We start from the raw sequence: 12,003 nt of genomic DNA on the forward strand, positions 1-12,003 counted from the left end.
ATTCATCTATGGTTAGTGTATGACCGAGAAGGTCTCGCGTGACGACTATTTCCGGGCCGCCTTCGAACTGCTGGCCTTGGGCGGTAAACCGGCGCTCACCACCACCGCCGTGTGCCGAAGGATCGGTGTGACAACCGGCTCGCTGTATCACCACTTCGGCAGCGGGGCAGAGTTCTATAAGGCCGTCATCGACCATTGGGAGAACGAGGTCACCGCCGCGCAACGCAAGCGCGTGGATGAAGTCGCCGATCCACAGGAACGCCTGGAAGTCCTGGAACAAGCGGCTCGCGATGCCGACCACGAGGTTGAGAAGGCCATTCGGGTGTGGGCCACGGCCGACCGGTATGTCGCGGCGGCACAGCATCGTGTCGACCAGGTTCGGCACAAGCACCTCACGAGGCACTACATCAAGGCGGGGTTTGACCCGAACCGTGCCGACACCCTGGCGCGCATCGGTTTCAGCATCCTGGTCGGCGCCCAAGAGATCGGCACCCAGGTTGACCGCACGCGGCTCAACGCCGCTCTCGACGAGTACTCCGTCTGGCTCAATTCGTCGGTGCCGACGGAGACTGCCACTTCCCGGTGACCTTGGCGTATCGGGATATCAAGGCGAGGGCCTCATCGGGAAACAACGCACGGGGGAAGATCTCGCGCGTTGCCGGTCGCGCGGAAAAGATGATCCCCACGACAGCGTCGTTCGCCACGACATTCTGAATCTCGGCATAGTCGCGCACGCTCATGAACCGAGCCGTCAGAAACGATTGCCCAAGCAGCGCATTCGTCGTCGCACGCAGCGTCCAGTAGGTGAAATCGGCCGATCTGAACTCCGCGCGCTGCACCGTACCGGCCGGTATCGCCTGCATCGACCGCCGGGTACGTGAGCGAAGCACCGCGGCGACAAGCACCACTGCCGCCGCCACTACGACCAAGATGACGACACCTGCGGTCGTGCCCACGAAGGCGAAGAAATAGGCGACGTACACAACGCTCAGAACGAGGAGAATCCATACGCCCCTAGACCGCAAGACCGTCCGGAATGCACCCTTGGCAAGGGTCTGCAGTCGCTCCTCGGTGACGACGACCTCGGTCCGGATCGGCAATCCCGGCGACGGCTCTGGATCGGTCAATGTTCCCTCGCGTCTCCCGGCGACTCCTGATTATTGGAAAGCCTATCGAGCGGTGGCTGCCAGCCAGCTTCGGTACGGTGGAAATCGATCCACTCCCAACGACGAGAGGTGTTCCATGCCCACTGTGGTGGCGTTCCTGTATCCCCAGCCAGACAAGCGCGACGAGGTTCGCGCCGCGCTCCTCGAAACGATCCCCTTGGTCCACGACGAGCCGGGCTGCGATCTGTACACCCTGCACGAGGCCCATGATCGGTTCGTCTTCGTCGAATCCTGGGCGAGCAACGAGGCACTGGCAGCGCACGGCAAGGCACCCGCGGTCACCGCGATGTTCGGCAAAGTGGGCCCACTATTGGCCCAGCCACCGGAAATTGTTATCGCCGAACCTCTTCCAGCGGGCGATCCCGCCAAGGGAGATCTGACGCACTGATATGGGAAAACTCGACGGCAAGGTCGCGTTCATCACCGGCGCGGCACGTGGCCAGGGCCGCGCACACGCGATCAAGCTGGCCTCCGAGGGAGCCAGCATCATCGCGGTCGACATCTGCTCGCAGATCGCGTCGGTGGAGTACGCGATGGCTACACCCGAGGACCTTGATCTGACGGTCAAAGAGGTTGACGCGCTGGGCCGTAGCATCACGGCACATCGGGCAGACGTCCGCGATAGGGATGCCCTACAAGCGGCCTATGACGCCGGCGTCGAGGCGCTTGGCCCGGTCGACATTGTGGTCGCCAATGCCGGCATTGCCACGCTGACTCCCGAGAGCGGCGAGGCCGGCTGGACCGATGTTCTCGACGTCAACCTCACCGGGGTGTATCACACCATCGAGGTGGCCCGGCCATCGCTGGTGGCGCGCGGCGTCGGGGGCTCGATTGTGTTGACAAGCTCGGTCGCGGGACTCACCGGGATGGTGATGAACTCCCCCGGCGGACTCGCCTATACGGCCGCCAAGCACGCACTGGTGGGCCTGATGCGGTCCTACGCCAATATGCTTGCGCCACATAATATTCGGGTTAACACGATTCACCCCGGGGGTGTCGCGACACCAATGCTGGTGAACCCGGTGACGGAGGCGCTGTTCACCAACGGCGCACCCGAAGGAATGTCCGATACCGGACACGCACTACCCGTGGTGCTTATGGAGGCCGAGGATATGGCCAACGCGGTGGCATGGCTGGTCTCCGAGGACGCCCGGTACGTCACCGGCGTCGCGCTCCCCATCGACGCCGGCTTCACCAACAGGCGTTAGGCGTGACACGATCAAATCCCGCCGCGCAGACCGCCTTCGGTCCGATGGCCATCGCGGCGATCGAGCAGCATGAACCACGGGGCGGCCGGATTCTCGACGACGACCTGGCGGCCCCGATCCTGCCCGGCGGGCTCCGGCGGTTCGTCCGTGCCATGGCATGGACACCGCTGCGGAATCTTCTGGTGCGTCTGGCCGAGCGCAGCGGCCAGGGCGCCTGGTCGATCTTCGTGTGCCGTAAGCGCTATATCGATGACCAACTCGCTTCTTCCGCAGGCACATTCGATTCGGTGGTCAATTTAGGTGCTGGGTTGGACACCCGCGGGTGCCGGCTGGCCCGAACCTCTCCGGTCCCGGTGTTCGAGGTTGACCAGCCGGTGAACACGGCGGTCAAGCGGCGCGCCATCGAGAAGGCGGTGGGCGCGGTACCACCGTCGGTTCACCTGATCCCTGTCGATTTTCAGCAGGACGATCTGGCCGACGCGCTGCGACGGGCCGGGCATGACATCACTGCGCGCACCTTCTTCATCTGGGAGGGCGTGACGCAGTACCTCTCCGAGCCCGCGGTCCGCGCGACGTTCGCCTTCTTGAGCACGGTAGCGCCCGGGAGCCGCCTCGCGCTTACCTACGTTCAGCGCGACTTCATCGACGGTTCGAATTTGTATGGAAACACGATGCTGTACAAACGGTTTCGGGTACGCAGCCAGGTATGGATGTTCGGTCTATCACCCACTTCGGTGGCACCGCTGCTTGCCGAGTACGGCTGGCGAGTGGTCGAGGATGTCAGCGGCCCCGAATACCGGGACCGCTATCTGACGCCCGCCGGACGGCGGCTGTCGACCACCGAACTCGAACGGACCGTGCTCGCCGAAAAGAACTAGCTCGCCGGGATCAGTCCACGGTGAGCACGGTCGGCACGATCATCGGCTGACGCCGATAGACCTCACCAACCCACTTGCCCACCACTCGCCGCACGGCCTGCGCGATGCGGCTAGTATCGGTGACAGCTTGCCCAGCAAGAGAATTCAATTCCGCGATGACCAGTTCAGTCACCGGGTCAAGCGCCTTGGCGTCATCGGAGAAGCCGCGCGAGAACAGCTGTGGCCGACCAACGGTGCGTCCGTCGCTGCGCACCGCGACGGTGACCGCGATGAAACCTCCTCCACCCAGGACCAGACGCTCACCCACGGTCACATCGGAGACATCGCCGTCGACGAGGCCCTGGACAAACATCTTGCCCACCGGAACCCGCCCCGAAATACGAGCGCGCTCGTTGTGCAGGTCCACGCTCACGCCGTTCTCCGCCAAAACGATCCGGTCATCGTCGACACCGGTCTTGACTGCGAGCGCCGCATTGGCGCGCAGGTGCCGCCAGGTGCCGTGCACCGGCATGACATTGCGCGGCCGCACCGCGTTGTATAGGTAGAGCAGCTCACCCGCGTAGGCGTGGCCCGAAACATGGACCCGTGCATGGGTATTCGTCACCACCCGAGTGCCCACCTTCGCGAGGGAGTCGATGACGCCGTAAACCGCCTCCTCGTTGCCAGGCACCAACGAGGAGGACAGGATGACCAAATCGTCGGTGGTCAGTGTGATCTGACGGTGGTCGCCACGCGCCATGCGCGACAGCGCTGCCATCGGTTCGCCCTGCGTACCGGTGGTGACCATCACGACTCGTTGCGGTGCAAGCTCGTTCGCAACCTCTACGTTGATGAGATTGCGATCGTCGATATCGAGGAAGCCCAGATCGCGTGCGATGCCCATATTGCGCACCATCGATCGGCCCACAAGTGCGACACGGCGGCCGTGCGCCACCGAGGCATCGACGATCTGTTGCACCCGCGCCACATTGCTGGCAAAACACGCAATGATCACTCGGCCACGGGCGGTCTCGATGAGCCGGTTGAGCGTCGGGGCGATCTCGCTCTCCGACGGGCCCACCCCCGGAATCTCGGAGTTGGTGGAGTCGACGAGGAACAGATCGACGCCCCGATCCCCCAGCCCGGACAGTCCGGGCAAGTCGGTCGGACGGCGGTCCGGCGGCAGCGGATCGAGCTTGATGTCACCGGTGTGCAGGATCGTCCCGGCTTCCGTGTGCACGGCGATGGCGAGGGCGTCCGGAATGGAGTGGTTGACCGCGAAGTACTCGCATTCAAAAGCTCCGTGGGTGGACCTTTCCCCCTCGGCGACCTTCACGAACCGTGGGGTGATGCGGTGCTCCCGGCACTTGGCCTCCACCAGCGCCAACGTGAACGCCGAACCCACCACTGGGATATCGGGGCGCATCTTGAGCAGGAACGGGATCGCACCGATGTGATCCTCGTGCGCGTGCGTCAGGACCAGCGCCTCGACATCGTCGAGTCGATCTTCGATAAGGCGAATATCGGGCAGGATGAGGTCGACGCCGGGCTCGTCATGGCCCGGAAAAAGCACTCCGCAGTCGATGATGAGTAGACGTCCGCGCAGCTCGAAAACCGTCATGTTGCGGCCGATTTCGCTGATACCGCCGAGTGCCGTCACACGCAACGCGCCATCGGCGAGCGGTTTGGGCGCGCGCAGATCCTCGGGTGGGGTTAACGGCACTTACAGCACCCCGGCAGCGCGCATATCCGCTGCCAATCCTTCGATCTGTTCCGCGCTCGGTGGCACGTTCGGTAGGCGGGGATCGCCAACCTCGATGCCCTGCAACCGAAGTCCGGCCTTCACGGCCCCCACGGCACCCAGTCGTCTACATGCCTCGGTCAGGGGCGCCACCTGGGCATTGAGCTTGCGGGCAGTCTCCACATCCCCGGCGTTGTACGCCGCCAGCATCTCCCGCAGCGGCCCGGCCACAAAGTGCGAGATAACGCTGACGAATCCGACCGCCCCCACCGACAGCCACGGCAAGTTCAGCGGGTCGTCGCCCGAGTAGTAGACAACATCGGTGCCGGCGATGATCTGGGCGCCACCGTGCAGGTCACCCTTGGCATCCTTGACGGCCACGATGTTCGGGTGGGCCGCCAGTTCGCGGATGGTGCCGAAATCGATCGGGATGACCGAACGCGGCGGGATGTCGTACAGGATGACGGGCACGTTCACCGCATCGGCAACGGCGGTGAAATGCGCCAGCAGCCCTACCTGTGAGGGCCGCGAGTAATACGGGGTGACAACCAGCAGGCCGTCCGCTCCGGCAGCCTCGCACTCCCGGGACAGCTTGATGGTGTGCGCGGTGTCGTACGTCCCCGACCCGGCAATGACGCGGGCACGGTCGCCGACAGCGGCCACTACCTCGCGCAACAGGGTCAGCTTCTCGGCATCGGAGGTAACGGGCGACTCCCCGGTGGTGCCGGAGAGCACGAGGCCATCGCATCCGGCGTCGACTAGGTGCGCGGCCAACCGGACCGCGGTATCGACGTCTAGGGCGCCATCGGCATCGAACGGGGTCACCATCGCGGTGAGCACGGTGCCGAGCCGCGCCACTGTTTCACCTGCTGTCACGGCATGAGAATACCCGCCCCGACCAAGCGAATATGCCGTGCCCTCTGTGTCTTATCCCTCGTAGACCAGCGGGGAGATCGCGACCTCTGTGCCGTCGGCCAGTGTTGCGATATCGAAGTCGCCGAATATGGACGGCGCCAGGTCGGCGAGCTGCCGCAGACAGGCGATCGCCAGGCGCCGAATCTCCACGTCGGCATGCTCGCTCGCCCGCATCGCGATGAAATGCCGCCAGGCCCGGTAGTTCCCGGTGACGACAATCCGGGTCTCGGTGGCATTGGGCAGTACCGATCGGGCCGCCTGCCGCGCCTGCTTGCGCCGCAGGACGGCATTGGGGACGTCGGCGAGCTTGGATTCCAGCTTCTCCAGCAGCTCGACGTAGGCCGCGCGGCTGGCATCGGTGGCCTTGCGCAGCAGCTCCACCAGCTCCGGGTCCTCTTCGACGGCAGGCGGCAGCACCACGTTGGAGTCCGCCTCGGGGACGAACCGCTGCGAGAGCTGCGAGTACGAGAAGTGGCGGTGTCGAATCAGCTCGTGTGTGCAGGAGCGTGAAATGCCCGTGATGTAGAAGGTGACCGAGGCGTGTTCGAGCACCGACAGGTGTCCCACTTCGATGACGTGACGCAGGTAGCTCTCGTTGGTGGCCGTGCGTGGGTTGGGCTTGGCCCAGCTCTGGTAGCAGGCCCGGCCGGCGAATTCGACCAGCGCGGATCCACCGTCGGCATCGGTGCTCCAGTCGATGTCTGGAGGTGCGATGAAGTCGGTCTTCGCTATCAGCTGCACACGCAGCGGCACGATCTCAGCCACGCGCACACCCTACTTTCCGCGTGAGTCCTCGCCGACACGCCGTCTTGCGGCGGCAACGTGCGATACGAACCAACCGCCACGCGGCGTGTCGGCGGCTCAAGCGGTCACACATACGATCGACCCGTGAGCTCCTGGACGCTTGGACCCCAGAACGGCACGCTAACCCTGCAGACCGGTGTCACCGGGCGGGCCGCCCGCATGGGCCACCGGCTGACGATCGTCATGGAGTCCTGGACCGTCTCGATCGACGAGTCCGACGACCTGCCCTCATCCGCCAGTCTCGTGGTCGATGTGGACTCGCTGCGGGTCGCAAGCGGCGAGGGCGGACTGACACCGCTCACTGCACCCGAGAAAATCATCGTGCGATCCAATGCGTTGAAGACGCTGAACGCCAAGCGATTTCCCACCATCGAGTTCCATGCCAAGAGGATCACGCAGAGCGACGCGGGCTACCGACTGCATGGTCCCCTGACAATTCACGGAGTGACACAGATTGTCGATCTCGATCTTGTTGTCGTCGATAGCGGTGACAACCAGCACCTGAGCCTCACGACGGAAGTGTCTCAGCGGGCGTATCAGGTCAAGCCGTTTTCGATGGCGATGGGATCGCTGAAGGTCGCCGACCTGGTCACCGTGTCGTTCGAAGGACGCCACCAAGGGGCTTGATCAGATCGCCGCGCTTCCCCACCGCGACAGCGTCGAGGTCCAGCCAGGAGGCCATCGCGCCCAGCTGCTCGGCCAGGGGCGCGGCGATGCGTGACGGATCCTGCCCCGCCTCGGCGAACGCTCCCACTACATTGAGCGTCCCGGTTGTGCGATCGGCCTTGAGGTCGACCCTGCCGACGAGATGCCCGTCGAGCAGAAACGGCCAGACGTAGTACCCGTACTGCCGCTTGGGCGCCGGCGTATAGATCTCGATGCGATAGTGGAAGTCGAAGAGCCGCTCGACCCTGGGACGAAAGAAGATCAGCGGATCGAAGGGGCACAGCAACGCGGTACCACGGTCGACACGCGGAATCGTCTGCCCAGCAGCCAGATACGCCGGGGCACTCCACCCGTCGACCGCCACCTTCTCGACTTCCCCCGCGTCGGCGAGCGCGGCCAGCGCTGGTTTGATCTGCCCGGCCGACAGCCGGAAGTAGTCGCGGATATCGGCCTCGGTAGCGATGCCCAGCGCGCGCGCCGCGCGGCGCGCCAACTCCAGCACCGCCTCCTCATCGGAGACCTCACGTTGGTAGATCTCGGCGGGAATCACCTTGTGCGCCAGCTGGTAATGCCGCGAGAAGCCGACCCGCTTGTCGGTGGTCAGCTCGCCGGAGGAAAACAGGGCTTCGGCGATCCACTTGGTCTCGCTGCGATCCCACCACGGGCCTTTGCGGCCCGGCGCTTCCCTCTCCAGGTATGCCTCGATCTGTCCGGCGGTACATGGCCCGAGTTCGGCGACGGCTGCGAGCACATCGTCGACGAGCTGTGGATTTTCCTCGACGAACTTTCGCGCCCACCGCCCGTGCCGGTATTCGCGCATCCGCCACCGCATCAGCGGCCAGTCCTGGATGGACATCAGTGCTGCCTCGTGCGCCCAGTACTCGATGAGCAGCCGCGGCGTTCGGGCGCTGTGACTCCAGGCGGCGTCGTCCAGAAGCGCGCGGTCGTAGGGTCCGAGTCTGCTGAACACCGGCGCATAGTGTGCGCGCACCGCAACCGATACCGAATCCAGTTGCAGAACCTGAATTCTGGCGATGAGCCTGCGTAGATGCGCGCGCGTGATCGATGTCGCTGGTGTGTCGGTGAAGCCCTGGGCCGCAATTGCAATGCGCCGCGCCTGCCCGACGTTCAACGTCGACCGGCTCACCGGGCTCCCACAAGACGCGCCAACCAGTCTGGATCGGACGGGTCGACGATCTCCCCCGAGCCGTCGACGACGCTGGGGACACCTCCCAGCCCCTGGTCGGTCAGCTGCTGCTCGTTGCCGGCAGTCCGTCGGTGATCGGCATCGGCGATCTGAAGAGACGAAATCTCGCGCAGCACATCACCCGTCACCCCGGCCCCGGCGGCTATCTCACTGATCTGCAGATTAGTGAGGTTCCCAATGCCTTCGGCCGGCTGCCTACGAAACATCTCACCGATGAAGCCCAGGATCACCGCATCGGAGGCACCCGACTTGTCGATCAGGAAAAGCGATGCCGCAGCGCGTGACGAGTAGTCGCCGCTGGCCGAGATCGGATCCAGGAAGCTCACCGGCCGGTAGGTCACCCGCAACCGACCTTCGGTCACGTATTTCGTGATGTCCTCGCCGTATTCGGCCTCGAATCGCTGGCAGAACGGACATTGGAAATCGACGAACACGGTGATACCGGCGGCGACATCACCGGCGCCACCCACCGTCACGGCGGCACCCTGGCTGCTCCCCCAGCCTGCGGCTTCGGCGGGCGCCGACGCGGCTCCATCAACAGTGCGGGTGCAACCGGCGAGAGCCAGCACCGCGGTGGCCATCAGGATGGCCAGCGGGAGCAGCACACTGGGGGCTCCTCCCGCTCGCGGGGGACTCACACGTCGACCTTCCGGTAGCTCAGGAACTGATACCGGACCCCGGATTCGCTTGTTTTCCAGTCGTTTTCCTCAACAACCCAGCTCTCATCGAGCTCCGGCGCGAGAGCATCGCCCGATACGTCGACGTCCACCACCGTCACCTCGCATCGCTGCGCGAGAGGCAGGAACAGCCGATAGATCTCCCCGCCACCGATGACCCAAGGCGCCTCATCGGAAGCGGCCATCGCGGCGTCCACACATCCCACTGCCAAAGCATCGTCCGGTTCGAACAACGCATCTCTGGTCAGCACGATATTGGGCCTACCCGGCAATGGCCGAACGCTCGCCGGCAACGACTCCCACGTCTTGCGCCCCATGATGACGGTGTGCCCCATGGTGATTCGCTTGAAATGCGCCTGATCTTCCGGTAGCCGCCACGGTATAGCACCGTCCGCACCGATGATGCCGTCGCGCGACTGCGCCCAGATCAGTCCGATGGTTCCGGTCATACCGCGACAGGCGCCTTGATGGCCGGGTGATGCTGGTAGTCCTCGACGGAAATGTCGTCGTACTCGTAATCGAATATCGAATTACGCTGCGCCAAAACCAATCTGGGGTACGGATAGGGATCGCGGCGGAGCTGTTCGGTGACCTGCTCGACATGGTTGTCATAGATATGACAGTCACCACCCGTCCACACGAAGTCGCCCACTCCGAGCCCGGCCTGCGCGGCCATCATGTGCGTGAGCAGCGCGTAGCTGGCGATATTGAACGGAACTCCGAGGAACAGGTCGGCGCTGCGTTGATACAGCTGGCAGCTCAGCTTGCCGTCGGCGACGTAGAACTGGAAGAAGGCGTGGCACGGCGGCAGCGCCATCTGCGGGATCTCGCCGACGTTCCAGGCCGAGACGATGTTGCGTCGCGAATCGGGGTTGGTGCGCAACACTTCCAGCGCGGAGCCGATCTGGTCGATGTGCTCACCCGACGGGGTGGGCCAGGAGCGCCACTGCACCCCGTACACCGGACCCAGCTCCCCGGTCTCCGATGCCCACTCGTCCCAGATGGTGACTCCGTGCTCTTGCAGCCAACGGACATTGGAGTCGCCACGCAGGAACCACAACAGCTCATAGATCACCGACTTCAGGTGCACCTTCTTGGTGGTGATCAACGGGAAGCCGTCGTCCAGGCGGTAACGCAGCTGGTGGCCGAAGATGCTGCGGGTGCCGGTGCCGGTGCGATCCGACTTCGGTGTGCCCTGATCGAGCACGAGGCGCAGCAGATCCTCGTAAGGGGTGGGTATGGACACTCGGTCAGCTTACGTGGCCCCTACGACGATCACGTCGATAGCAATCCGGCGCGTGCCGCTCTCTTACGCCATCCCTTGCCGCGATATTCACCGTGGGATGACGCCGTGCCGTTCTACGGATTCGCGAGCGCTTCGATCCCGGCGACAATGTCCGCGCGCAATGCACCAGCCTGTTCGGCGGTCAGGGATGCGGCGGGGAATTTGCAGACGATGGTGAATTCGTCGCCGATGGAATAGACCTCGTATCGGGTGGCGTGCGGCAAGGGCGAGCCTGCCGCGATCGCGACCGGGGGTGTTGCCAGTTGGACGTCGAAGTCCTCCATGATCAGGCCTGCAGGCAGGGGCGGGGTGGGCAGAATTCCAGGGTTGGTGATCCGGATAAACGGTCCGAAACGACCGGTCAGGAACGTGTCAGCGATGTGGTGAACGCATTGCAGGAGAAACCCGCTGCTGATGTCCTCGATGATCTGACGTGTCACCTCGGAGCCGACCTGCACGGGGTCATCGTGTGCACGGACCATTACCTGGCTCCGGGCGATCATGATTCCGTTGGCGATCTCTCCGAGTTCGGCAGGCGGTGTCAGGTGCTGGCGATAGTCCACCAGCGACTCGAATCCCAGGTTCACCGGCTCGCCGGAGTCGACGGGGATCAAAGCACGTTCTGCCAGCGCGATAACACCCGTGACCAGGCTATTCACGGTGGCGTGCCGTTGCCGGGCCGCCGCCCGCAATCTGGCGGACACTTCGGGGTCAAAGCGTTGCTTCCACCCCAAGACCGTTCCTGGGGAGGTGGATATCTCGTGCTGCTGCTTGCCACCCCAGTAGGTCGGCGCGAACCACGGCTTCTCGGGGAGAGGAGTCTGCTGAAGACCCCGGCTCGCCATCGCGGTCTCCGGAGCCACGGGAAAACGCTGAGACTGCGGCTGAGGAATCTCTCCTGTGCTCACGATCCAGGTGTAGAGCTCCCACAGTTCGTAGAAGTAGACATAACTGAGGCGCGCATCCGCGACCGAGTGGTCCACACCGACCGCGACAGCACTGCCGGCTTCCTGCGGGTGGACCAGGATCGCAAAGGTCCCGTCGTCGAGCGAGAGCACCGGCAGCGTCGCGATATCTTCGAGGGGCTCCGTCCGCAGCGACACGACGGTGTCGCGCGCCGGTTCGGTGGTGACCCGGAAACGGCGGCCGACGGGTTCGACCCGTGCCGCAAGGTAGGGGTGCTTCTGCTGCAAGAGCGTCGCGGCCGCGCTCAATGCTGCGATGTCCAGGTCACCGTGCAGCCACGCGACATACCAAATGGTGGTGTACCTCCGCAGATGGTTCAATTCCGATTCGGCCGCCGAGAGCATCCGCTGAATACCGACTGTTTCGGTCGCGCCTAGCGTGGCGTTACCTGCAGATTCCGCCATATCGGAATTCCCCTCCCAGAGCTGAATAGCTAACTCATCACCTTTTCTACAATATAGATAGGTGACGAGTCGCCCCGGGTCGACCCATGATTAAAAATACGTAATAA

At 64.1% G+C, this 12,003-nt stretch carries 14 protein-coding genes; 5 read left to right on the forward strand and 9 right to left on the reverse strand.

Annotated features, from left to right (window positions below; genetic code table 11):
- Positions 1-19 precede the first annotated feature (19 nt).
- The gene (locus MLB1_RS01375; protein ID WP_180747964.1) at positions 20-586 is read left to right on the forward strand and encodes a TetR/AcrR family transcriptional regulator; all 567 of its coding nucleotides are present in this window, start codon (positions 20-22) and stop codon (positions 584-586) included.
- Here the strand turns inward: MLB1_RS01375 and MLB1_RS01380 are convergent.
- Complete coding sequence (locus MLB1_RS01380; protein ID WP_180747965.1) at positions 546-1,127, reverse strand: hypothetical protein; 582 nt, start codon at positions 1,125-1,127, stop codon at positions 546-548. The two genes, MLB1_RS01375 and MLB1_RS01380, sit on opposite strands and share 41 nt — an antisense overlap.
- A gap of 115 nt (positions 1,128-1,242) precedes the next feature.
- Between MLB1_RS01380 and MLB1_RS01385 the strand changes: the two genes are divergently transcribed.
- The 3 genes from MLB1_RS01385 to MLB1_RS01395 are packed head-to-tail and all read left to right on the forward strand — an operon-like array spanning position 1,243 to position 3,252.
- Positions 1,243-1,554 carry a putative quinol monooxygenase gene (locus MLB1_RS01385; protein WP_180747966.1) on the forward strand — a complete coding sequence of 104 codons (312 nt, stop codon included), beginning with the start codon at positions 1,243-1,245 and terminating at the stop codon, positions 1,552-1,554.
- Between the two features lies 1 nt (position 1,555).
- Positions 1,556-2,374 carry a mycofactocin-coupled SDR family oxidoreductase gene (locus MLB1_RS01390; protein WP_180747967.1) on the forward strand — a complete coding sequence of 273 codons (819 nt, stop codon included), beginning with the start codon at positions 1,556-1,558 and terminating at the stop codon, positions 2,372-2,374.
- A gap of 2 nt (positions 2,375-2,376) precedes the next feature.
- On the forward strand, positions 2,377-3,252 hold the full coding sequence (locus tag MLB1_RS01395) for an SAM-dependent methyltransferase (RefSeq protein WP_180747968.1): 876 nt from the start codon (positions 2,377-2,379) through the stop codon (positions 3,250-3,252).
- 10 nt (positions 3,253-3,262) lie between these two features.
- Here MLB1_RS01395 and MLB1_RS01400 read toward each other — a convergent pair whose 3' ends face one another.
- From MLB1_RS01400 to thyX, 3 genes are all read right to left on the reverse strand, one after another.
- Positions 3,263-4,954, reverse strand: coding sequence for a ribonuclease J (locus MLB1_RS01400; RefSeq protein WP_180747969.1), 1,692 nt, complete (start codon positions 4,952-4,954; stop codon positions 3,263-3,265).
- Complete coding sequence (gene dapA / locus MLB1_RS01405) at positions 4,955-5,830, reverse strand: 4-hydroxy-tetrahydrodipicolinate synthase (protein WP_180749617.1); 876 nt, start codon at positions 5,828-5,830, stop codon at positions 4,955-4,957.
- Between the two features lie 69 nt (positions 5,831-5,899).
- Positions 5,900-6,652 carry an FAD-dependent thymidylate synthase gene (gene thyX / locus MLB1_RS01410; protein ID WP_180747970.1) on the reverse strand — a complete coding sequence of 251 codons (753 nt, stop codon included), beginning with the start codon at positions 6,650-6,652 and terminating at the stop codon, positions 5,900-5,902.
- 123 nt (positions 6,653-6,775) lie between these two features.
- Between thyX and MLB1_RS01415 the strand changes: the two genes are divergently transcribed.
- Positions 6,776-7,318 (forward strand): YceI family protein, encoded by a 543-nt coding sequence (locus tag MLB1_RS01415; RefSeq protein WP_180747971.1) that lies wholly within the window; start codon positions 6,776-6,778, stop codon positions 7,316-7,318.
- On the opposite strand, the gene MLB1_RS01420 is transcribed toward MLB1_RS01415, so the two are convergent.
- The 5 genes from MLB1_RS01420 to MLB1_RS01440 form a co-directional block, all read right to left on the reverse strand.
- Entirely contained in the window at positions 7,281-8,504 is a 1,224-nt protein-coding gene (locus MLB1_RS01420) for a DNA glycosylase AlkZ-like family protein (protein WP_358147206.1), read from the reverse strand. The genes MLB1_RS01415 and MLB1_RS01420 overlap by 38 nt on opposite strands.
- On the reverse strand, positions 8,501-9,145 hold the full coding sequence (locus tag MLB1_RS01425; RefSeq protein WP_180749619.1) for a DsbA family protein: 645 nt from the start codon (positions 9,143-9,145) through the stop codon (positions 8,501-8,503). The genes MLB1_RS01420 and MLB1_RS01425 overlap by 4 nt, the downstream gene beginning before the upstream one ends.
- 53 nt (positions 9,146-9,198) lie before the next feature.
- Positions 9,199-9,690: a dihydrofolate reductase gene (locus tag MLB1_RS01430; protein WP_180747972.1), complete on the reverse strand. Its 492-nt coding sequence runs from the start codon at positions 9,688-9,690 to the stop codon at positions 9,199-9,201.
- Positions 9,687-10,487: a thymidylate synthase gene (locus MLB1_RS01435; protein WP_180747973.1), complete on the reverse strand. Its 801-nt coding sequence runs from the start codon at positions 10,485-10,487 to the stop codon at positions 9,687-9,689. Before MLB1_RS01435 ends, MLB1_RS01430 begins: the two co-directional genes overlap by 4 nt.
- A gap of 113 nt (positions 10,488-10,600) precedes the next feature.
- Positions 10,601-11,896: an acyltransferase gene (locus MLB1_RS01440; protein WP_255485561.1), complete on the reverse strand. Its 1,296-nt coding sequence runs from the start codon at positions 11,894-11,896 to the stop codon at positions 10,601-10,603.
- Positions 11,897-12,003: the final 107 nt, after the last annotated feature.

This window comes from Mycobacteroides sp. LB1 (genome assembly GCF_013449725.1).
In the GTDB taxonomy this organism is placed as follows: Bacteria; Actinomycetota; Actinomycetes; order Mycobacteriales; family Mycobacteriaceae; genus Mycobacterium.

Excerpts from the sequence above, each read along its gene's own strand:
- MLB1_RS01375 (WP_180747964.1), top strand. The coding sequence starts at position 20 with ATGACCGAGAAGGTCTCGCGTGACGACTATTTCCGGGCCGCCTTCGAA.
- MLB1_RS01385 (WP_180747966.1), top strand. The coding sequence starts at position 1,243 with ATGCCCACTGTGGTGGCGTTCCTGTATCCCCAGCCAGACAAGCGCGAC.
- MLB1_RS01390 (WP_180747967.1), top strand. The coding sequence starts at position 1,556 with ATGGGAAAACTCGACGGCAAGGTCGCGTTCATCACCGGCGCGGCACGT.
- MLB1_RS01425 (WP_180749619.1), bottom strand. The coding sequence starts at position 9,145 with ATGGCCACCGCGGTGCTGGCTCTCGCCGGTTGCACCCGCACTGTTGAT.
- MLB1_RS01430 (WP_180747972.1), bottom strand. The coding sequence starts at position 9,690 with ATGACCGGAACCATCGGACTGATCTGGGCGCAGTCGCGCGACGGCATC.
- MLB1_RS01440 (WP_255485561.1), bottom strand. The coding sequence starts at position 11,896 with ATGGCGGAATCTGCAGGTAACGCCACGCTAGGCGCGACCGAAACAGTC.